The following is a 19,833-nucleotide window of genomic DNA, read 5'->3' on the forward strand; positions in this document are numbered from 1 at the left end:
CGGCGCCCTGCGCGCGTGACCATGGATCACTGTCGCAGGGCCAGGCCGTCCGTGTGCCTGCGCGCGGGAGGTCCCGCGCGCAGGCGTTGGCATCGTCAGGAGGCGAAGCCGAACTTGTAGAGGTGGAACTCGTGCGCCGGGTGTTTCTCGGCGTTGAGAACGTTGCCGTTGTTGTGGTTGTAGAGCGAGCGCCAGAACGGCTGGATCATCACCCCGTCGTCGCGCAGCGTCTGCTCGATCTGCTCCATCACCGCGCGGCGTGCGTCGGAATCCGCGATCGACAGCGCCTCGGCCATCAGCGCGTCGAACTCGGGGTTGTTGTAGGCGCTCTCGTTCCACGCCTCGCCCGAGCGGTAGGCGAGCGACAGGACCTGCACCTCGAGCGGGCGGTGGTTCCAGGTCGTCGCGCTGAACGGATAGTTCAGCCAGTCGTTCCAGAACGTCGAGCCCGGCAGGACGGTATGACTGATGTTGATGCCCGCATCCGCGATTTGCGCGGCGATGGAGGCGCCTGTGTTCCGCTCCCAGTCGTCGTCGAGCGTGATCAGCTCGAAGGCGAAATCGCCAAAGCCCGCCTCATCGACCATCGCCTTGCCGGCCGCCGGATCGAATTCCGCCGGGCCGATGTCGGCATAGGCCGGGTGGATCGGGCAGACATGGTGGTTCGCCGCCACTTCGCCCCGGCCGGAATAGCCAAGCTCGAGGCAGACGCTGTTGTCGACCATCATCGCAAGGCCCTTGCGCACGTCGCGGTTGGAATAGGGCACCACGCCGTCGACCTCGGCCACCTGGTTGAAGCGGTTGACCAGCGTCGCCGCCGTCACCGTCTCGGTCTTCTGCCAGCCGATCGCGTCCATCACGTCGATGAACTCGCCAACCGTTTCGTAGAACAGGTCGACTTCCTCGGCCTCGGCCGCCGCCACCCAGGCGGCAGGGTCGGTGCCGTAGTCGATGAACTCGATCCGGTCGAGGTACGGGCCGCCATATACGTCGGTCCCCCACCAGGTGTGGCCTTCGGCGCGCTCGATCACGGCCTTGACGCCGACCTCGATCGAGACCGGGCGGAACGGGCCGGTGCCGATGCCGTGGGCATAGACATCGCCGCCGTCATAGCTCGAATGGGTGATCGCCGCCGGATAGTCGGACATGTTGGCGATGATCGCGATGTCGGGCGCCGACAGGTTCAGCCGCACCGTCATGTCGTCGACGACGTCGATGGCACCGTCACGGGCCTGGCCGGTCGCCTCGTCGATCAGCCCGCCCATGCGCGACGCCATCGAGTTGGCTTCCATGCCCTTGTCGCACCAACCTGCGATGTTGCGGGCCACATCCTCGGCGGTGAAGGCGTCGCCGTTGTTCCAGGTCACGCCGGGGCGGACGTTCAGGACGTACTCGGTCGCGTCCTCGTTCACTTCCCAGCTTTCCAGCAGCATTCCGCGGAACGAGCCGTCGCGCTGGTATTCCACAAGGTATTCGAGGAAGCCGCGCGACTGGTTGCCGATCTCGGACCAGTCATAGGCGCGGGGGTCTTTCATCGCCTTGACGAGCGTCTGGATGCGTAGGGTGCCGCCCTGAACCGGGGTCGCCTGCGCCTGTGCGGGCTGCGGCAGACCGATCAGAGCGTAGGCAGCGGGTGCGGCAACACCAAGGGCGGTCGCGCGGGTCAGGAATTCGCGGCGGCTCAGCTTGCCCGCCTTGAACTCGCTTGCATGCATGCGGGCCGCCGAATGGATCGGCTTGGCGGTGTCGGGTGCGAAAGTCATGATGTTCTCCCTGTCATCAACAGTATTTTCAGCGTGCTTTTCACGCGGTGCGTCCGCGCGGTTGCGCCGCGCGCGGCGGATGCTCTTGGTCTTGTCACAGTTGCACATGGCACAGGTGCCTGCGTCAACGGCTATAACAGACCGTATCCGTCACGAATGCGACATGGATGATGTTTAAAAACGACATCCTCGCGCCCGGTGCAACCGGGTATCCGCGCGCCGGGTCAGCCGTGTTCGCGAAACGCCGATGGCGTGAGGCCGGTGTATTTCTGGAAGGCGCGGGTGAAATAGGCGGCCGAGGTAAAGCCCAGCTCGCTCGCGATGTCCTTGACCGGGCGCTTGGATTCCACAAGCAGGCGGCGGGCCTCATAATGGATGCGGTCCGCCAGGATCGCCGAAGCAGGGCGCCCGCAGGACGTGTTGCAGGCCCGTGACAGGTGTGTCGGCGTGACGCCCAGTTCGGCGGCGTAGTCGTTGATCGTCTTGCCCGAGCGATAATGCGCCTCGACCAGCGCGGAATAGGCGGCGGCCAGACGGCGGGACGCATCGGTTTCCATATCGACGTCGCGGGTCTTGATCAGTTCACGCTCCAGCCAGACCGACAGAAGCCCGCCCTGATACATCAGCGCCCGGTCCTTTGCGGGCGCGTCGTGTTCCAACTCGCGCGACAGCGCGTCGATGTGCTGGGTCAATTCGCCCTGCGCCTGCGTCTCGCGGAACTTGAAATGCACCGGCTCTTGCGGAAGCGACAGATCGGCGCTGCGCGGGAAATAGACGGCGGTGCCGAACACCTGGCCGGACATCTCGAAGCCGTGCATCGTGCCGGGCGGCATGAAGAACGCGTGGTGCGGGCCGTAGCCGCGGGTCACGCCCGACACGATGATCCGCCCCTGTCCGCGGGTGAACCACAGCAGCATCGGTTGCCGGTAACTGCGCATCGCCTCGGTCCGCCAGCGCCCGCCAAAGGCAAGCCGGGGCAGGGGAATCACCCGGAAACTCTCAATCCGGGCATCTTCACTGATCTCTGGGGAGGGAGGGGCGGTTTTCAGCATGATGTTGGTATTGTGCTGTCTTTCGTCTTCATTGCGGGATTATCCACAGGTGTTTGTGGATAAAGTGAAGGTCTCAGGGCAACGCAATCGCGCGCCATTGCCTCATGTTTGACCTGAACCACGTCCGCTGTCTCTTGGCAAATTGCCGAGTTGCGATTTTTCCGGCGGCGCTGGTGTCCGCGCGCGACAGTCTGCCGTCGAGATGGGCCATCAGCTCGGCGGCGCCTATTGCCTTGGCACTTGGAAGATCGGGCCGCCAGGTTGCGCGGTTCGCCCGCGCCTCGTCAAGCGCGCCGCCGGCGAGCATCCTCTCGAAGCGGTCCGCGATCCGGTCGTTCAGCCAGTCGCGGACTGCGTCCAGCACCAGCGCCTCGGCCTTGTCCAGCGGCAAGAGAGGCGGCGGCGTGTCGTCCTGCCAGGCCCAGATCGGCCGCCCGGTGCTGCGCAGCACCTCCCAGGCGCGCTGGACGCGCATCGGGTTGGCGGTGTCGATCCGGGCGCGGGTTTCGTCGTCAAGCTCTGCCGCCAGTGCCGCCGCGCCCTCTGCCGCACGCCGCGCGTCCGCCTCTTGCCGCACCTCGGGCGGGGTCGGGGGGATGTCGGCAAGCCCCTCGGTCAGCGCCTTGAAATACAGCCCCGTGCCGCCGACGATGATCGGGCGCCGCGCGCCGTCCAGCAACGCCGCCACCTCGCGCAGCCATTCCCCGACCGAATAGGGATGATCGCCCGGCACATGCCCATACAAGCGGTGCGGCACCCGCGCCTCGTCCGCCTCGGAGGGCCGCGCGGTCAACACGCGCCAGTCGCTGAACACCTGCAAGGCGTCGGCGTTGACGATCACGCCGCCGTCACGCTCGGCGATATCCAACGCAAGCGCGGACTTGCCCGACGCCGTCGGCCCCGCGATCAGGACGGGGCGGTCGCGCGCGATGCCGGACAGGCGCATTGTGGGCCTCACTCATGGGCCGCGACGGGCCGTTGAAACTTCGCTGCTTTTCCGACATTTTCGCGCGCAACGCAAAACCGGTGGACAGGACAGTGACATGAGTGGCGACGAAACGAAGCCGGTGACAAGATACAGGCGCGTCCTTCTGAAGATTTCCGGCGAGGCGTTGATGGGGGACCAGGGCTTTGGCCTGCACCCGCCAACCGTGTCGCGCATCGCCAACGAGGTGAAATCGGTCCACGACCTGGGCGTCGAGATCTGCATGGTCATCGGCGGCGGCAACATCTTTCGCGGGCTGGCGGGGTCCGCACAGGGGATGGAGCGGACGACAGCCGACTACATGGGCATGCTTGCCACCGTGATGAACGCGCTGGCGATGCAGTCCGCGCTGGAACAGATCGGCGTCTTCACCCGCGTTGTCAGCGCGATCCCGATGGACCAGGTGTGCGAGCCCTACATCCGCCGCCGCGCCGTGCGCCACCTTGAGAAAAAGCGCGTCTGCGTCTTTGCTGCGGGCACCGGAAACCCCTATTTCACCACCGACACGGCCGCGACTTTGCGTGCGAATGAAATGAGTTGCGAGGCGATCTTCAAGGGAACCAAGGTCGACGGCGTCTATGACAAGGACCCCAAGAAGCACAGCGACGCCGTGCGCTATGACCGGATCACCTATGACGAGGTTCTGCAGCAGCATCTGGGCGTGATGGACGCCTCTGCGATCGCGCTTGCCCGCGACAACAGCCTGCCGATCATCGTCTTCTCGCTGGACGAGCCGGGCGGGTTCCGGGGCATCCTTGCGGGGGAAGGCACCTATACAACCGTACATGGCTGACGGTATAGACATCTGAACTTGGGCGCGCCCGGCGCCGCCCGGAAGACAAAGAGAAGAACTGACATGGCAGACGACAGCGACATCGACATCGACGACCTCAAGCGCCGGATGGATGGCGCCATCGCCGCCCTTCGCACCGAATTCGGATCGCTGCGGACGGGCCGCGCCGCTGCCTCGATGCTCGAGCCGGTGATGGTCGACGCCTACGGCCAGATGACGCCGGTCAATCAGGTCGGCACGGTCAACGTGCCAGAGCCGCGGATGATTACGCTGAACGTCTGGGACAAGGCGATGGTCGGCAAGGTTGAAAAGGCGATCCGCGAGTCGGGGCTGGGCATCAACCCGCAGACCGACGGCACGATCATCCGCCTGCCGATTCCCGAGTTGAACGAGGAACGCCGCACCCAGTTGACCAAGGTGGCCGCGCAATATGCCGAACACGCCCGCGTCGCGATCCGCAACGTGCGCCGCGATGGCATGGACCAGCTGAAGAAGGCCAAGGCCGCCGGCATGTCCGAGGACGACAACAAGCTGTGGTCGGGCGAAGTGCAGGAATTGACCGACAAATACATCAAGATGGTCGATGAAACGCTTGAGACCAAACAGGAAGAGATCATGCAGGTCTGATCCTGCATGACGGACAGGAGACGCGACATGACCGTTCAGCCCCCGACCGGCCCGCGCCACGTTGCCATCATCATGGACGGCAACGGACGCTGGGCACAGGCGCGCGGCAAGCCGCGCCTGTTCGGCCACCATGCCGGGGCCAAGCGCGTCCGCGAGATCGTCGAGGCCTGCCCCCATGCCGGTGTGCGATACCTGACGCTCTTCGCCTTCTCGACAGAGAACTGGAAGCGCACGCAATCCGAGGTCGCCGGGCTGATGTCGCTGTTCCGCCGCTATATCCGCCGCGAGGCGCGCGAATTGCGCGACGAGGGCGTGCGTGTGCGCTTTATCGGTGACCGCGTGCGGCTAGAGCCCAAGCTGGTGCGCATGATGGACGAGCTTGAACTGATGACGGCGCACAACGATGCGCTGCACCTGACCATCGCCATCAACTACGGCGGCCGCGACGAGATCGGCCGCGCGACCAAGCGACTTGCGCGCGAGGTGGCCGCGGGCCGCATCGACGCCGACAGCGTGGACGAGACGACGCTGGCGCGCTTCCTCGACACCTGCGTTCTGCCCGACCCCGACCTTGTGATCCGCACCAGCGGCGAGGCGCGGATTTCCAACTTCCTGCTGTGGCAGTCGGCGTATTCGGAATACGAGTTCGTCGACACGCTCTGGCCGGATTTCACCGCGCGGCATTTCGGTGATGTCTGCCGGGCTTACGGCCAGCGCGACCGCCGCTTCGGTGCCGTCACCGCATGACGGACCACGCCGCGAAGTGGGATGACCTGGCCGTCCGGCTGGCCACGAGCGCGGTGCTGATGCTGGTCGGTGTCTCGGCGATCTGGGCGGGGGGCTACTGGTTCATCCTGCTGGCCTGCGTGGTGTCCGGCGTCATGGTGTGGGAGCTTGTCCGCATGGTGTCGCCGTCGAACCCTGACAAGGCGGTGCGCATCGGCATCGGCACCGGTCTGGCGGTTCTGCTGGCGGTGCATGCGCCGGTGGCGATCGCGCTTCTCATCATCCTTGGCACGACGATCTGGACCGGGCTTCGCATGCCCGAACGTCGGCGCGTCTATGCCGCCTATGCCCTTGGCATCATGGTCGCAAGCTGGGGCCTGCCTCTGTTTCGCGACAGCAACGGGTCGACCTGGCTGTTCTGGCTGGTGATCGTGGTCGCCGCGACAGACGTGTTCGGCTATTTCGGCGGGCGGATGATCGGCGGGCGCAAGTTCTGGCCCGCGATCAGCCCGAAAAAGACCTGGGCGGGCGTGCTGGCGGGCTGGGTTGCGGCAGCGCTGGTCGGCGCGGCGTTCCTGGGCGTGACGCAGGCGCAGGGCGAGTTGATCCTGTTCTCGATCCTGGTCTCTTTTGCCTCGCAACTGGGCGACATCGCCGAAAGCGCGGTAAAGCGGGCGATGAAGGTCAAGGATTCCTCGCGCCTGTTGCCGGGTCACGGCGGGCTTTGGGATCGCTTCGACGGCTTGCTGGGCGGCTCTCTCATCATGCTGCTGCTGTCCTACGCCTATCACGCGCCCGCGGTGGCGTTCTGATGGTGCGGCGGGTGTCGATCTTTGGTGCGACGGGGTCCATCGGGCAGAACACGCTCGACCTGATCGCCCGCGCGCCTGACGAATACAGCGTCGTTGCGCTGACCGGGGCGCGCAACATCGACCAGTTGGCTGCCGATGCGATCCGCTTTGGTGCAGAGATCGCGGTCACCTGCCATGACGAGCTGCTTGGCGACCTGCGCACGGCCTTGGCCGGAACCGGGATCGAGGCGGCGGCGGGCGCAGAGGCGCTGGTCGAGGCGGCGGACCGCCCGGCGGACTGGATCATGTCGGCCATCGTCGGCGCCGCAGGCCTTGCGCCGGGGTTCCGCGCGCTGCGGCAGGGCACGACGCTGGCGTTGGCGAACAAGGAAAGCCTTGTGACTGCCGGTCCCTTGCTGATGGCCGAGGCTGCCCGCCATGGCGCGCGCATCCTGCCGGTGGACAGCGAACATTCCGCCGTGTTTCAGGCGCTTGTGGGCGAGGACATGGCGGCGGTCGAGCGCATCGTCATCACCGCCTCGGGCGGCGCGTTCCGCGACTGGCCGCTGGAGGACCTGCCGAACGCCACGCTGGCCGAGGCGTCCTGCCACCCCAACTGGGCGATGGGCCAGCGCATCACCATCGACAGCGCCTCGATGTTCAACAAGTCGCTCGAACTGATCGAGACGCGGGAATATTTCGGCATCGATCCTGCGCGGATCGAGGTGCTGGTGCATCCTGAAAGCCTGATCCACGCGCTGGTAGGGTTCCGCGACGGGGCTTTGATGGCGCATGTCGGCCCGCCCGACATGCGCCACGCCATCGGCTATGCGCTGCACTGGCCTGACCGTCGGCATTTGCCGGTGGAGCGGCTGGACCTTGCCGCCATCGGGCAACTCACCTTCCGCGCCCCCGATGAGGCACGCTGGCCCGCGCTGCGCCTTGCGCGCGAGGTGATGCAGACGGGCGGCCTCGCGGGCGCGGTGTTCAATGCCGCCAAGGAACGCGCGCTCGATGCGTTCATCGCCGGAGAGATCGGGTTCACCCGCATGGCCGAGGTCGTCGAGGCCACGCTGAACGGCCTTTCCGGTGAACTTGCCGCGAGCGGGGGCGGGTTCGACCTTGAAGCCGTGGCCGATATGGACCATCTGGCGCGGGAACGGGCCGGGGCAGAGGCGCGCCTGCGCGCCGCATGAACAAGGAAGACCAGTGGATATTGTCGGACTGATCCCGTCGTTCGGAGGGTTCTTCTACACCCTCGCGGCATTCGTCATCGCGCTGTCGGTGATCGTCGCGGTCCATGAATACGGCCATTACATCGTCGGGCGCTGGTCGGGCATCCAGCCCGAGGTGTTCTCGCTGGGGTTCGGCCCCGTGCTGTTTAGCCGGATGGACAGGCGCGGCACGCGCTGGCAGATCGCCGCGCTTCCGTTCGGCGGCTACGTCAAGTTCCTTGGCGATGCGAACGCGGCCAGCGCGGGCCCGGGTGAGGATCTGGGCGAGATGCCTGACGAGATGAAGCGCCGCACGATGCAGGGTGCCCCGCTGTGGGCACGGGCTGCGACCGTCGCGGCGGGACCGGTGTTCAACTTCATCCTGTCGGTCGTGGTCTTCGCCGCCGTTATCATGGTGCGCGGCACCGCGTCCGAGCCGTTGACCATCGACACGCTGACGCCCCTGCCTGCCGAGGTTCAGGAGTTGCGACAGGGCGATGCGCTGCTGTCCGTCGCGGGCCAGTCGTTTTCCACGATTGCCGAGTTTCCCGCCGCGGCCAATCTGCCGGTCGAGCCGATCCTCGATTACACCGTGCAGCGCGGCGGATCAGAGACTGCCGTGCGCGCGCCCTATCCCTATCCCCCGCTGGTGTCGGGGCTGACGCCCGGCTCTGCCGCCATGGACGCAGGGCTGAGGGTCGGCGATGTGATTACCGCCATCGACGGCACCGAGATCTTCACCTTCACCCAACTGCGCGAGGCTGTCGGTGCGTCGGGCGGCGATCCGATGGCGCTGGACGTGTGGCGCGGCGGCGAGACGCGCGCGGTGACGTTGCAGCCGCGCTCGACCGATCTACCGACCGCAGAGGGGGGCTTTGAAACCCGCTATCTGATCGGCGTGACCGGCGGGCTGATGTTCGAGCCTGCCACCCGTCTGCCCGGACCGTTCGAGTCGCTGGGGCAGGGGGTGCAGCAGACGTTGTTCATCGTCGAATCCTCGCTGTCGGGCATGTACCACATGGCCGTGGGTGCGATTTCCAGCTGCAACCTGCGCGGCCCCATCGGCATCGCCGAAACCAGCGGTGCCGTTGCCAGCCAAGGAATTTCCAACTTCATCTGGTTCATCGCGGTGCTGTCTACGGCGGTCGGCCTTCTGAACCTGTTTCCGATCCCGGTGCTCGATGGCGGGCACCTTGTGTTCTACGCCTATGAGGCTGTGCGCGGCAAACCACCCAGCGACACCGCGCTGCGCTACATGATGGCGACGGGCTTTGCGCTGCTCATCACGCTGATGATCTTCGCGCTGTCGAACGATCTGTTCTGCCCATAAGCCGCGCGGCAAGCGTCGCCGTATCTCCCCGCCAGCGCCCCATTTCCGCCCGATTTCGCCGCCAGATTGCAATGTGAATGGGGCAGCGAAACGCGTGAGGCAAAAATGCAGACGCTGAAGCGAAAATTTCCTGGGGTCGTGCTTGTGGCCGATCTCAACTGGGACAGACTTCTGACCGTTGCTGCGGTCGTATCGGCGCTTGTCGCCGGGGCACAGCTCGGCCAACTCTGAACCCGCGTCCAATCCGGCGGAAAAGATGTGACACCCCGTGAAGGAAATCTCCTTCGCGGGGTCTCATGCTTTTGACATCCTGCTCTGTTCAAGCTAACCCATTCGAAACAGGCGCCTTGGGGGACGTGAGCGATGAGTGATGGATTCGCGGGCATATATGGTAGCAGCGACAAGCGGCGCTCCAACACCTTGCTCGTCTGGGTTGCTGCCATTGTCCTTGTTCTCATTGGCATGCTGGCCTCGGTCACACCTGCTGCGGCGCAATCCTACCGCTTCAGCGACGTGCAGATTTCCGGCAACCAGCGGATCGAATCCGGCACGATCCTGTCCTATGCGGCGATTCCTCGGGGCCAGACGGTCAGCGCGGGTGAATTGAACGCCGCTTACCAGAATATCGTGAATTCGGGCCTGTTCGAGACCGTATCGATCGAACCGCGCGGCAACACGCTGGTGATCGAAGTTACCGAGTTTCCGACGATCAACCGCATCTCGATCGAGGGCAACCGCCGTCTCGACGATGATGCCCTGACGCCGCTGCTGCAGTCGCAGTCGCGCCGCGTCTACAGCCCGACCCTTGCCCAGCAGGACGCGGCGAGCATCATCGAAGCGTACCAGTCGCAGGGCCGCCTTGCCGCCTCCGTCGATCCTGTCATCATTCGCCGCTCGAACAATCGCGTCGATCTGGTGTTCGAGGTCGCCGAGGGGCAGTCCGTCGAGGTCGAGCGTGTCAGCTTTGTCGGCAACCGTGCCTACACCGACCGCCGCCTGCGCCGCGTGCTGGAAACCAAACAGGCCGGTCTTTTGCGGGCGATCGTGTCGTCGGACACCTTCGTCGCGGACCGGGTCGAGTTCGACAAGCAGCTTCTGCGCGACTTCTACCTGGCGCGCGGCTACATCGACATGCAGGTCCTGTCGGCCAGTTCCGAATTCTCGCGCGAACGCAACGCGTTCTTCGTGGTGTTCAACGTGCAGGAAGGGCAGCCCTTCTCGTTCGGCGACATCAGCGTCAGCAGCGACCTGGCAGAGATCGACCTTGCCGCCTACCAGGATGCGATCCGCATCCGGCCCGGGCAGACCTATTCGCCGATGCTTGTGGACCGCACCATCGCGCGCCTCGAAACGCTTGCGGTGCAGCAGGGGCTGGATTTCATCCGCGCCAACCCGCGCGTCACCCGCAACGACCGCGCCCTGACGCTGGACCTTGAGTTCGTGATCGAGCGTGGCCCGCGCATCTTTGTCGAGCGTATCGACATCGAAGGCAACTCGACCACGCTTGACCGCGTGATCCGCACGCAGTTCGACACCGTCGAAGGCGACCCCTTCAACCCGCGTGAAATCCGCGAGGCGGCCGAGCGTATCCGCGCGCTCGACCTGTTCGAGGACGCCAACGTCGAAAGCCGCGAAGGCACATCGCCGGATCAGGTCATCATCGACGTCGATGTCGAGGAAAAGCCCACGGGGTCTGTCGGCTTTGGCGCCAGCTATGGTGTGTCAAGCGGCGTCGGCTTCAACTTCTCCTTCTCGGAGCGGAACTTCCTTGGCCGTGGCCAGACCGTCGGCGCAGACCTGACACTGGGCGGCGGCACGCAGACCTACAGCTTCACGTTCATCGAACCCAGCCTTCTGGGACGCGACGTAGGCTTCTCGCTGGGCGCAACCTACAGCACGTCTGACGCGGCCACCAACACGTCCTACAACACCACGTCCTTCTCGGTTCGTCCCGCGATCAGCTTCCCGACCGGCGAGAACAGCCGCCTCGAGCTGCGCTATACCTTCGGCGGCGCCGAAGTGTTCTCGGTGCCTGCCGCGTCTTCGGCGATCCTTCAGACCGAGCAGGGCTATGGCCTCGAGACCTACAGCGCCATCGGCTACCAGTTCGAGTTCGACAACCGCCTTGGCGGCCTGAACCCCGACGCCGGCGTCCTGCTGCGCTTCAGCCAGGACATCGCGGGCCTTGGCGGCAGCGATGCCTTCCTGCGCACCAACGCGCTGGCTGTCGCGGAAACCACGCTTCCGACCCGCGACATCACGTTCCGGGCGATCTTTGAAGGCGGCGCGATCAACAGCCTTGGCGGCAACCCGACCAAGGTGACGGACCGCTATTTCCTGTCGACCAACCAGCTTCGCGGCTTCGACGTGCGCGGCACCGGCCCGCGTGACCTGAATGCGGGCAACCGCGACGCGCTTGGCGGCAACTTCTACGCCACTGCGCGTTTCGAGACCGATTTCCCCATCGGGCTGCCGGAAGAATACGGCATCGCGGGCGGCGCGTTCTTTGACGTTGGCACCGTGTTCGGGCTTGGCAATACTGCGGGCACCGGCGGGGCAGTAGACGACAACGCCTACCTGCGCGCGTCGATCGGTCTGTCGGTGTTCTGGGATACGCCCATCGGTCCGCTGCGCTTCAACTTCGCGCAGCCACTGATCAAGCAGCCCTACGACATCGAGCGCAACTTCGACCTGACCGTGTCTACGAAGTTCTGATGGGTCGCTTCCTTGCACTACCGGGCGCCGCGCTTGTCGCGGCGCTTGCCGTTTGGACCCCGGCATGGGCACAACCGCTCGACAGCGCCGCCATCGACTCGCCCGTGCTGGTCATCGACCAGGAGCGCCTTTTCCGGCAGTCGGCCCTTGGCACCCGGATCACCGAGGAGCTTGAGGACGCCGCCGCCGCGCTGGCCGCCGAGAACCGCGAGATCGAGGCGCAACTGTCCGCCGAGGAATTGCGCCTGACCGAACAGCGCGCGACGCTGCCGCCCGAAGAGTTCCGCGCGCTTGCCGACGCCTTCGACCAGAAGGTGCAGCGGCTGCGGTCCGAGCAGGACCAGAAGGAACGCGAGTTGCAGCGCCGCCGCGATGCCGACCAGCAGGTGTTCATCAACCAGATCGGCCCGATCTTGGGACAGGTGGCACAGGAACGCTCGGCGCTGATCGTTCTCGATCGCCGCGCCGCGTTCCTTGTATCCGACGCCATCGACATCACCGACGAATTGATCGCGCGCGTCGATGCCTCGATCGCAGCCGAGGACGCCGAGGAAGATGGCGAAGCGGCGCCTTCTGTCGATGATGCAGAGCCAGGCGCGCAGGACAACTAACCGCTGTCTTGCCGATCCGTCCGGCAGTTGCTACCACCTCGCGCAACGACGCGCGCTGGCCAAAGGGCAGGGATGATGAGTGACACCATGAAGAGCGCCGACATCGGCCTGATCAAGCGCATCCTGCCGCACCGGTATCCATTCCTGATGGTGGACAAGGTCGTGCAGATCGACGGCAACAAGAGCGCCGTCGGCATCAAGAACGTCACCATCAACGAGCCGTTCTTCCAGGGGCATTTCCCCGAAGAGCCGGTCATGCCGGGCGTTCTGATCCTTGAAGCCATGGGCCAGACGGCGGGGGTGATGATCTCGGTGGCCAACGATTTCGTGGACAAGGGCGTCTCGGTCTACCTCATGTCCATCGACAAGGCGCGGTTCCGCCGAAAGGTCATCCCGGGCGACGTGCTGGAATTGCATGTCGTGACCGTGCGCGGCGCCACCAGCCGCGTGGTCAAGCTGGCCTGCACCGGCAAGGTCGGCGACGAGATCGTCGCCGAGGCCGAAGTCATGGCGATGATCTCGAAACCGGCGGACTGACCGGCAGCGGCGCGGTTTCGCGCCGCGCTTCAGCCCCGCGCCGGATCGCGCGGGCGCAGCGCCAACCAGATCAGCGCACCGCCCGCCAGCGCCAGGAACGGCGCCATTGCGACGTTCACCGCCGTCCAGCCCTCGACCGCCGTGCCGCCCGAGCAGTTCATCAGCCCGCCGGACGCGACCGAGGCCATCGTCACGCAGCCAAAGACGATCATGTCGTTGAGACCCTGAACGCGGCCCCTCTCTGCCGGGGAATGTGCACCGGCCAGCATCGTCGTCGCGCCGATGAAGCCAAAGTTCCAGCCGATCCCCAGCAGCACAAGCGCGCCGAAGAAGTTGGTCAGCGTCACGCCGGTGAAGCCGACAATGCCAGCGGCGGCAAGGATCACGAGGCCCGCAGCCACGATCCGCTCGACCCCGAAGCGCGCGATCAGGTGCCCGGTAAAGAACGACGGGACATACATCGCCAGAACATGCGCCGTGACGACATCCGCCGCCCAGTTCTGGCTGAACCCGCAGCCCACGACCGCAAGCGGCGCCGAGGTCATCATCAGGTTCATCAGCGCGTAGGACACCATCGCGCAGATGATCGCCACCGCGACGCGCGGTGTTTTCAGCAACTCGCCCCGGCTGCGACCCTTGGGGGCGTCTGCCGACGGCACCGGCGGCTTGGGGATCTGCAGCCCGAGGAACAACAGCGAGCCGATCAGGTTCACCCCGATCACGGCAAGATAGGTGCCAAGGAACGGCACCACCATCGCGTCCGCCGTCACCTTGACCAGTTGCGGGCCGATGATCGCCGAGGCCAATCCGCCCGCCATGACATAGGAAATCGCCTTGGGGCGGAAGCTGTCCGATGCGGTGTCGGCTGCGGCGAAGCGGTAGAAGCCTTGGGCCGACAGATACACGCCGGTCAGGAAGCTGCCCACAAGGAACAGCGGAAAGCTGGAGATGTAGAGGCCCCAGGCGCCAATGACTGCCCCGATGGCCCCGCCAAGCGCCCCTGCGAAGAACCCTGCGCGGCGTCCGTAATGCTGCATGAAGCTGGACATCGGCGTGGCCGAGATCATCGAGCCGAGCACGATCATCGAGATCGGCAGCGTTGCAAAGCACACGTTCGAGGCCAGCGATTGCCCGGCCAGACCGCCGATGGTGAAGATCATCGGCATCTGCGCGCCCAGCACCGCCTGCGCAAGGACAAGGATCGCCACGTTGCGCTTGGCGCGGGCGTCGGAGGCGGGCTGGTCGGCGGGAATGTCGGTCATGGGCGAAAGCCGTAGCGCCGCCGCGCGGCTTTGGAAAGGGGTCAGCGCCGCGGCTCGATCAGGTGCGCGAAAGAGCCGCTGACCCGGCCTTGCAGCAGCCCCATCGGTGCAAGCGGCGTGCCCTCGGCGTCCGTCGCGTCGAACAGCGGCGAGCCGTCCGCGCGCAGGGTGGTGGCGTAGTGAAATTCATGCGCGGCGTGGCGGCCCGGGAACGGACCATCGGAGGCGGTCAGGGTCCGGTAGCCAAGGTGCAGCCTCCGCTCGGCAAAGCTGGTCTCCAGCCGCAGAAGCCCGGCCATGCGGTGCACATGGCCGTCGGCGTCTGTCAGCGCCTCGCCCAGCACCATGTAGCCGCCGCATTCGCCGTAGACTTGTGCCGTCGTGGCGGCCTGCCTCAGGCTGGTCAGGAAGCGCGCGTTGGCGGCCAGCCGTCCGGCGTAAAGCTCGGGATACCCGCCGGGCAGAATCACCAGATCCGCCGCCGGGACGGGATCGTCGTTCAGCGGCGAGAACGGCGTGATCTCGGCCCCGCCTGCGCGCCAGTCGGCCAGCTGGTGCGGATAGGCGAAAGCAAAGGCGGCATCGGATGCGATGGCGAGGCGCTGCGCGGGCGGCGGCACGGGACGGGCCGGGGGCACTTTCGGCAAGGGCGATGCGAGCGCCAGCAGCGCGTCGATGTCGACATGCCGCTCGACCGCGTCGGCGGCACGGTCAAGGAAGGCAGCAAGATCGGGGCGTTCCCCGGCCTGCACTAGCCCAAGGTGGCGCGAGGGGTGGGCAAGCCCGCTGTCACGGGGCAGGGCGCCCAGCACCGGCAGCCCGAGCGGCGCAAGCGCGGCGCGCAACATCCGCTCGTGCCGGGCGCTGCCAACGCGGTTCAGGATCACGCCCGCAACGGTCACATCAGGATCATGGGCGGCAAAGCCTGCAACGATTGCCGCAACGGACTGCGCCATCCGCGCGGCGTCGATCACGAGGATCACGGGCAGGGATAGATGCCGCGCCAGATCGGCGGTGGCGCCGCGACCCTCGGGGGGCGCGCCGTCGAACAACCCCATCGCGCCCTCGATCAGCAGCATCCCCGGTCCGGCGGCAAGCTGCGCCAGGCGGTCGGGCGTCATCGCCCAGGCGTCGAGATTGGGACAAGGGGCGCCACAGGCGGCCTCGTGAAAGCGCGGGTCGATGTAGTCGGGGCCAGATTTAGCACCGCGCACCAGCCGTCCCTGACGTGCCAGCGCGCGCAACAGGCCAAGCGTCACCGTGGTCTTGCCGCTGCCCGAGGCGGGGGCGGACAGGATCAGGCCGGGCATGGCTGCACGCTCAGGCGCTTTCCGCCGGACGCTCCCGCCCCAGCGGATCGGTGTCGCGCGGCGCTTCGCCGGACATCATCGCCTGCCAGTCCAGCGTCTGCCGCATCAGGACAGACCGACCCACGCAGATGATCGCGGGCGGCTCCAGCCCTGACGCTGCCAGATCGGCCTCCAGCCGCTCCAGCGTGGTTTCCAGCACGCGCTGGCTGGGGGTCGTCGCCTCTGTCACCACAGCCACCGGCTCGGACGGGGCGCGGCCCGCGTCCAAGAGCGCGCCCGCGATCTGGGCGATGTGCTTCATGCCCATGTAGATCACCAGCACCTGGCTGCCGTCGGAAATCGCCTTCCAGTTCAGTGATGTCGGCGTCAGGCCCGACTGGTCGTGCCCTGTCACGAAGGTCACCGACTGGTTCACGTCGCGGTGGGTGACGGGGATGCCAGCATAGGCCAGCCCGCCGATCCCGGCGGAAATGCCGGGCACGATGCGGATCGGGATGCCGTGCTGCACCAGCGTCTGCGCCTCCTCGCCCCCGCGCCCGAAGACGAAGGGATCGCCGCCCTTGAGCCGCAGGACACGGCGCCCGGCGCGGGCCAGCTCGACCAGCCGCAGCGAGATGTCGCGCTGCTTGGCCGACGGCTTGCCGCCGCGTTTGCCAGCGTAGACAAGGTCCGCCTCGGGGCGCGCCCAGTCAAGAATCGCGGCATCGACAAGGGCGTCGTAGACGATCACGTCCGCCTGCCGCAGCGCGTTGAGGGTGTGCAGGGTCAACAGGCCCGGATCGCCGGGACCGGCGCCGCACAGCCAGACCCAGCCGGGCAACAGCGTCGGCCAGTCAGAGGCGGGCAGGGCGGGGATCGAGTCGGTCATGCGGGTCTTTATGGCGTCTTGGCGGAGCCTGCGAAAGCGGGGATGCGACCTCACGGCGGCCATTGGCGGCGCGGCGCGCCCGTGCCTATAGTCGCGCCATGAGCCGCAAGCCCGAGGGAGAGTTGCGCCGGGGCTGGACCACGGGCGCCTGCGCGACCGCCGCGACCAAGGCGGCGCTGATCCGGCTGTGGGGCGGCGCCTTTCCGTCAGAGGTGGGCATCACCCTGCCACGCGGCGAGACGCCGGAGTTCCCGCTCGCCCATGCCCAGGCGGGCGAGGGCTGGGCCGAGGCGGGCATCACCAAGGATGCAGGGGATGATCCAGACGTGACGCACGGCGCGCTGATCGTGGCGCGGGTGCGCGCGGGAGCGCCCGGCGGCGGCATCGTGTTTCGCGCCGGGGAGGGCGTGGGAACCGTGACCAAGCCCGGCCTGCCGATCCCGCCCGGAGAGCCTGCCATCAACCCCGTCCCGCGCGAGATGATGCGCGGCGTGGTGGCCGAGGTCGCCGCGCAGTACGGGCAGGCGCCCGATGTCGAGATCACCGTCAGCATCCCCGGCGGCGCAGAGATCGCGTTGAAGACCTGGAACCCGCGCCTTGGCATCGCGGGCGGGCTGTCGATCCTTGGCACCACCGGCGTCGTGCGCCCGTTCAGCTGCGCCGCCTGGATCGCCTCGATCCACCGGGGCATCGACGTGGCGCGGGCCGAGGGCACGCCTCATGTCGCGGGCTGCACCGGCGCGACCAGCGAGCGCACGGTGCAGACGCTTTATGGGTTGCCGGATCATGCCATGCTGGACATGGGCGATTTCGCGGGCGGGATGCTGAAATACCTGCGCAAACACCCGGTTCCGCGGCTCACCGTCGGCGGCGGCGTCGGCAAGCTGGCAAAACTGTCGCAGGGCGCCCTTGACCTGCACTCTTCCCGGTCCACAATAGTATACGAGCGTCTTGCACAGCTTTGCGGCAACGAGGCGGTCGCGTCGGCGGAAACGGCCCTGCGCGCGGTGGAGATCGCAGGTCCCGTGTTGGCGCAAAAGATCGCAGAAGCGGCAAAGGCCGTCGTGGACGATCAGTTGAAAGGGACGGGGACAAACGTGGACATCGTGGTGATCGACCGCGCCGGAGTGATCCTCGCGCAGGCGGGATGACTCGGCTTCTGTTGCTGGCCGGGACGGCGGAAGCGCGGCAGATGGCGCGGGCGCTGTCTAACGAGCCGCGCGTGATGACCATCGCTTCGCTGGCGGGGGCGACACGCACTCCTGAACCTCTTGGCGTGCTGACCCGGATCGGCGGGTTCGGCGGGCGAAAGGCCTTTGGCCAATGGTTGCGCAAGGAACGGGTCGACGCGGTGCTGGACGCCACGCATCCTTTCGCCGTGAGCATGAGCCATCGCACCTTTGACGTCTGCATCGAGGAAGGCGTCTCTTACATGCAGTTCCTGCGCACGCCGTGGTCGCCCGAGGATGGCGACACATGGTCCTTCGTGAACTCCGAGGAAGACGTGCACAAGCATGTGCCCGAGGGCGCGCGCGTGCTGCTGACGACGGGGGGGCATTCGGCCGACCGTTTTGGTCCGTTGCCGGGCCGCGTCGTCTTTGGCCGCCGCGTCGATGCGACAAACGATCCGTTTCCCTTCGAGACCGGGCGCTGGATCGTGTCGCGGCCGCCCTATCGCACCGGCGACGAGATCGCGCTGTTGCAGCGGCACCGGATCGACTGGGTGGTGGCGCGCAATTCCGGCGGCTCGTCGGGGCGCGCCAAGCTGGATGCGGCGCGCGAACTGGGGGTGCCCGTCGCGATGATCCGCCGCCCGATGCAGCCCGAATCGCCCCGCGTGGCGACGGTGTCGGCGGCGCTGGCCTGGGTCCGCAGCCTGGTATGATCGGCCGGATCATCGAGACCCCGGACTGCGTCGCCGAGGGCGCGGCCTACCTCGCCGCACGCGATCCGCGCCTTGCGGCGGCGCTGGGGCAGACCGGGCCATTGCCGCTGCGCCTTCGCAAGGACGGGTTCGAGGCGCTTCTGGGCGCGATCGTCTCGCAGCAGGTGTCGGTGGCATCCGCGGCGGCGATCTGGGCACGGCTGAAGGCCGCGCGCCTGACCGGCCCGCGCAAGGTGCTGCGCGCCTCCGAGGCAGACCTGCGTGCCTGCGGGCTGAGCGGGCCGAAGGTGCGCTATGCCAAGGCGCTCGCCGCCGCCCGCATCGACTATGGCGCCTTGCGGCATCTGCCGGACGAACAGGTGATCGCAACGCTGGTCGAGGTGCCCGGCATCGGCCGCTGGACCGCCGAGGTCTACGCGATGTTCTCGCTCGGGCGGGCGGACGTATTCGCACCCGGCGATCTTGCGCTTCAGGAAGCGGCGCGCCTGCTGTTCGATCTGGAGACACGGCCTTCTGAGCGGGCCTTTCGCGCGATGGCAGAAGACTGGGCGCCGTGGCGGGCGGTTGCGGCGCGGCTTTTGTGGGCCTACTACCGGGTAGCGAAAGACAGGGAAGGGATCCGTTGATGCGCGCACTGAACTCCAGCCACCGCGCCGCCGCCTCCGGCACCACGCGCCATGTCGTCGTGTTCCTGCATGGCTATGGCGCGGACGGCTCCGATCTTCTGGGGCTGGCCGATCCGTTGGCGCCGCACATGCCGGACACGGCCTTCTACGCGCCTGACGCGCCAGAGCAGTGCATCTCGAACCCGATGGGCTATCAGTGGTTCCCGATCCCCTGGCTCGACGGATCCAGCGAGGAGGACGCCGAGACCGCGATGAACGCCTCGGTCGCCGACCTCAACGCCTTTCTCGACGGCGTGCTCGAGGACGAGGGCATCACCCCGGCGCAAATGATCCTGTTCGGCTTCAGCCAGGGCACGATGATGAGCCTGCACGTCGCGCCCCGCCGCGCCGAGGCCGTCGCGGGCGTCGTCGGCTTCTCGGGCCGCCTGCTGCGCCCCGAACGGCTGACCGACGAGATGGTTGTGACGCCGCCCATGCTGCTGATCCACGGTGACGCCGACGAGGTCGTGCCGCCGCAATCCCTGCCCGAGGCCGGGAACGCGCTGACCGAAGCCGGGTTCGAGGTCTACGCGCATGTGATGGAAGGCACCGGCCACGGCATCGCGCCGGACGGGTTGTCGGTGGCGGTCGCCTTCATGCGCGACAAGCTGGGCATCGCCTGAGCGCACGCCCGCAGCCTGTGGACAACCTTGTGCACCCCATGCGCGCGCTGGCGGTCTGCCTGTTATCCCGGCGTTA

At 66.8% G+C, this 19,833-nt stretch carries 20 protein-coding genes; 14 read left to right on the top strand and 6 right to left on the bottom strand.

From position 1 onward, the window contains the following. Positions 1 to 95: 95 nt before the first annotated feature. The 3 genes from KTJ87_RS06240 to miaA all read right to left on the bottom strand — a co-directional run bounded on the left by KTJ87_RS06240 (position 96) and on the right by miaA (position 3,761). Complete coding sequence (locus KTJ87_RS06240; protein WP_267138238.1) at positions 96 to 1,763, bottom strand: ABC transporter substrate-binding protein; 1,668 nt, start codon at positions 1,761 to 1,763, stop codon at positions 96 to 98. A 224-nt stretch (positions 1,764 to 1,987) separates the two neighbouring features. Further along, the gene (locus KTJ87_RS06245; protein ID WP_267138239.1) at positions 1,988 to 2,752 is read right to left on the bottom strand and encodes a helix-turn-helix domain-containing protein; all 765 of its coding nucleotides are present in this window, start codon (positions 2,750 to 2,752) and stop codon (positions 1,988 to 1,990) included. 136 nt (positions 2,753 to 2,888) lie between these two features. Beyond that, a complete protein-coding gene (gene miaA / locus KTJ87_RS06250; RefSeq protein WP_267138240.1) occupies positions 2,889 to 3,761 on the bottom strand; it encodes a tRNA (adenosine(37)-N6)-dimethylallyltransferase MiaA in 873 nt (290 codons plus the stop codon). Positions 3,762 to 3,858: 97 nt separating this feature from the next. On the opposite strand from miaA, the gene pyrH reads away from it, so the two are divergent. From pyrH to fabZ, 10 genes are all read left to right on the top strand, one after another. Continuing rightward, a complete protein-coding gene (gene pyrH, locus KTJ87_RS06255; RefSeq protein WP_267138241.1) occupies positions 3,859 to 4,593 on the top strand; it encodes a UMP kinase in 735 nt (244 codons plus the stop codon). Between the two features lie 63 nt (positions 4,594 to 4,656). Then, on the top strand, positions 4,657 to 5,220 hold the full coding sequence (gene frr, locus KTJ87_RS06260) for a ribosome recycling factor (protein WP_267138242.1): 564 nt from the start codon (positions 4,657 to 4,659) through the stop codon (positions 5,218 to 5,220). 27 nt (positions 5,221 to 5,247) lie between these two features. Continuing rightward, a complete protein-coding gene (uppS, locus tag KTJ87_RS06265) occupies positions 5,248 to 5,967 on the top strand; it encodes a polyprenyl diphosphate synthase (RefSeq protein WP_267138243.1) in 720 nt (239 codons plus the stop codon). Next, a complete protein-coding gene (locus KTJ87_RS06270) occupies positions 5,964 to 6,758 on the top strand; it encodes a phosphatidate cytidylyltransferase (protein WP_267138244.1) in 795 nt (264 codons plus the stop codon). The genes uppS and KTJ87_RS06270 overlap by 4 nt, the downstream gene beginning before the upstream one ends. Then, positions 6,758 to 7,933 (top strand): 1-deoxy-D-xylulose-5-phosphate reductoisomerase, encoded by a 1,176-nt coding sequence (dxr, locus tag KTJ87_RS06275; protein ID WP_267138245.1) that lies wholly within the window; start codon positions 6,758 to 6,760, stop codon positions 7,931 to 7,933. The genes KTJ87_RS06270 and dxr overlap by 1 nt, the downstream gene beginning before the upstream one ends. A 13-nt stretch (positions 7,934 to 7,946) precedes the next feature. Further along, a complete protein-coding gene (rseP, locus tag KTJ87_RS06280; RefSeq protein WP_267138246.1) occupies positions 7,947 to 9,281 on the top strand; it encodes an RIP metalloprotease RseP in 1,335 nt (444 codons plus the stop codon). A 105-nt stretch (positions 9,282 to 9,386) separates the two neighbouring features. Beyond that, on the top strand, positions 9,387 to 9,512 hold the full coding sequence (locus KTJ87_RS06285; protein WP_267138247.1) for a hypothetical protein: 126 nt from the start codon (positions 9,387 to 9,389) through the stop codon (positions 9,510 to 9,512). A 132-nt stretch (positions 9,513 to 9,644) separates the two neighbouring features. After that, complete coding sequence (bamA, locus tag KTJ87_RS06290) at positions 9,645 to 11,996, top strand: outer membrane protein assembly factor BamA (RefSeq protein WP_267138248.1); 2,352 nt, start codon at positions 9,645 to 9,647, stop codon at positions 11,994 to 11,996. After that, on the top strand, positions 11,996 to 12,607 hold the full coding sequence (locus KTJ87_RS06295) for an OmpH family outer membrane protein (protein ID WP_267138249.1): 612 nt from the start codon (positions 11,996 to 11,998) through the stop codon (positions 12,605 to 12,607). The genes bamA and KTJ87_RS06295 overlap by 1 nt, the downstream gene beginning before the upstream one ends. 75 nt (positions 12,608 to 12,682) lie before the next feature. After that, positions 12,683 to 13,144: a 3-hydroxyacyl-ACP dehydratase FabZ gene (gene fabZ / locus KTJ87_RS06300; RefSeq protein WP_267138250.1), complete on the top strand. Its 462-nt coding sequence runs from the start codon at positions 12,683 to 12,685 to the stop codon at positions 13,142 to 13,144. Between the two features lie 29 nt (positions 13,145 to 13,173). Here fabZ and KTJ87_RS06305 read toward each other — a convergent pair whose 3' ends face one another. The 3 genes from KTJ87_RS06305 to cobA are packed head-to-tail and all read right to left on the bottom strand — an operon-like array spanning position 13,174 to position 16,584. Further along, the gene (locus tag KTJ87_RS06305) at positions 13,174 to 14,406 is read right to left on the bottom strand and encodes an MFS transporter (protein WP_267138251.1); all 1,233 of its coding nucleotides are present in this window, start codon (positions 14,404 to 14,406) and stop codon (positions 13,174 to 13,176) included. Between the two features lie 41 nt (positions 14,407 to 14,447). Continuing rightward, positions 14,448 to 15,716, bottom strand: coding sequence for a cobyrinate a,c-diamide synthase (locus KTJ87_RS06310; RefSeq protein ID WP_267138252.1), 1,269 nt, complete (start codon positions 15,714 to 15,716; stop codon positions 14,448 to 14,450). A 10-nt stretch (positions 15,717 to 15,726) separates the two neighbouring features. Then, entirely contained in the window at positions 15,727 to 16,584 is an 858-nt protein-coding gene (gene cobA, locus KTJ87_RS06315) for a uroporphyrinogen-III C-methyltransferase (RefSeq protein WP_267138253.1), read from the bottom strand. A 98-nt stretch (positions 16,585 to 16,682) separates the two neighbouring features. On the opposite strand from cobA, the gene KTJ87_RS06320 reads away from it, so the two are divergent. Genes KTJ87_RS06320 through KTJ87_RS06335 form a run of 4 tightly spaced genes read left to right on the top strand, consistent with a single transcriptional unit; the run spans position 16,683 to position 19,757 of the window. After that, a complete protein-coding gene (locus tag KTJ87_RS06320) occupies positions 16,683 to 17,735 on the top strand; it encodes a cobalt-precorrin-5B (C(1))-methyltransferase (RefSeq protein ID WP_267138254.1) in 1,053 nt (350 codons plus the stop codon). Beyond that, positions 17,732 to 18,469, top strand: coding sequence for a cobalt-precorrin-6A reductase (locus tag KTJ87_RS06325; protein WP_267138255.1), 738 nt, complete (start codon positions 17,732 to 17,734; stop codon positions 18,467 to 18,469). Before KTJ87_RS06320 ends, KTJ87_RS06325 begins: the two co-directional genes overlap by 4 nt. After that, positions 18,466 to 19,095, top strand: coding sequence for a DNA-3-methyladenine glycosylase family protein (locus tag KTJ87_RS06330; RefSeq protein WP_267138256.1), 630 nt, complete (start codon positions 18,466 to 18,468; stop codon positions 19,093 to 19,095). The genes KTJ87_RS06325 and KTJ87_RS06330 overlap by 4 nt, the downstream gene beginning before the upstream one ends. Next, complete coding sequence (locus KTJ87_RS06335; protein ID WP_407650471.1) at positions 19,092 to 19,757, top strand: alpha/beta hydrolase; 666 nt, start codon at positions 19,092 to 19,094, stop codon at positions 19,755 to 19,757. The genes KTJ87_RS06330 and KTJ87_RS06335 overlap by 4 nt, the downstream gene beginning before the upstream one ends. Positions 19,758 to 19,833: the final 76 nt, after the last annotated feature.

It is taken from the genome of Anianabacter salinae, from assembly GCF_019061145.1.
In the GTDB taxonomy this organism is placed as follows: domain Bacteria; phylum Pseudomonadota; class Alphaproteobacteria; order Rhodobacterales; family Rhodobacteraceae; genus Anianibacter; species Anianibacter salinarum.

What these genes read in the sequence shown, in the direction of transcription:
- KTJ87_RS06270 (WP_267138244.1), top strand. Translation starts at nt 5,964, where the DNA reads ATGACGGACCACGCCGCGAAGTGGGATGACCTGGCCGTCCGGCTGGCC.
- KTJ87_RS06330 (WP_267138256.1), top strand. Translation starts at nt 18,466, where the DNA reads ATGATCGGCCGGATCATCGAGACCCCGGACTGCGTCGCCGAGGGCGCG.
- KTJ87_RS06295 (WP_267138249.1), top strand. Translation starts at nt 11,996, where the DNA reads ATGGGTCGCTTCCTTGCACTACCGGGCGCCGCGCTTGTCGCGGCGCTT.
- miaA (WP_267138240.1), bottom strand. Translation starts at nt 3,761, where the DNA reads ATGCGCCTGTCCGGCATCGCGCGCGACCGCCCCGTCCTGATCGCGGGG.
- KTJ87_RS06310 (WP_267138252.1), bottom strand. Translation starts at nt 15,716, where the DNA reads ATGCCCGGCCTGATCCTGTCCGCCCCCGCCTCGGGCAGCGGCAAGACC.
- fabZ (WP_267138250.1), top strand. Translation starts at nt 12,683, where the DNA reads ATGAGTGACACCATGAAGAGCGCCGACATCGGCCTGATCAAGCGCATC.
- KTJ87_RS06285 (WP_267138247.1), top strand. Translation starts at nt 9,387, where the DNA reads ATGCAGACGCTGAAGCGAAAATTTCCTGGGGTCGTGCTTGTGGCCGAT.
- uppS (WP_267138243.1), top strand. Translation starts at nt 5,248, where the DNA reads ATGACCGTTCAGCCCCCGACCGGCCCGCGCCACGTTGCCATCATCATG.
- frr (WP_267138242.1), top strand. Translation starts at nt 4,657, where the DNA reads ATGGCAGACGACAGCGACATCGACATCGACGACCTCAAGCGCCGGATG.
- dxr (WP_267138245.1), top strand. Translation starts at nt 6,758, where the DNA reads ATGGTGCGGCGGGTGTCGATCTTTGGTGCGACGGGGTCCATCGGGCAG.
- cobA (WP_267138253.1), bottom strand. Translation starts at nt 16,584, where the DNA reads ATGACCGACTCGATCCCCGCCCTGCCCGCCTCTGACTGGCCGACGCTG.
- pyrH (WP_267138241.1), top strand. Translation starts at nt 3,859, where the DNA reads ATGAGTGGCGACGAAACGAAGCCGGTGACAAGATACAGGCGCGTCCTT.
- KTJ87_RS06325 (WP_267138255.1), top strand. Translation starts at nt 17,732, where the DNA reads ATGACTCGGCTTCTGTTGCTGGCCGGGACGGCGGAAGCGCGGCAGATG.
- KTJ87_RS06305 (WP_267138251.1), bottom strand. Translation starts at nt 14,406, where the DNA reads ATGACCGACATTCCCGCCGACCAGCCCGCCTCCGACGCCCGCGCCAAG.
- KTJ87_RS06240 (WP_267138238.1), bottom strand. Translation starts at nt 1,763, where the DNA reads ATGACTTTCGCACCCGACACCGCCAAGCCGATCCATTCGGCGGCCCGC.
- KTJ87_RS06320 (WP_267138254.1), top strand. Translation starts at nt 16,683, where the DNA reads ATGAGCCGCAAGCCCGAGGGAGAGTTGCGCCGGGGCTGGACCACGGGC.
- bamA (WP_267138248.1), top strand. Translation starts at nt 9,645, where the DNA reads ATGAGTGATGGATTCGCGGGCATATATGGTAGCAGCGACAAGCGGCGC.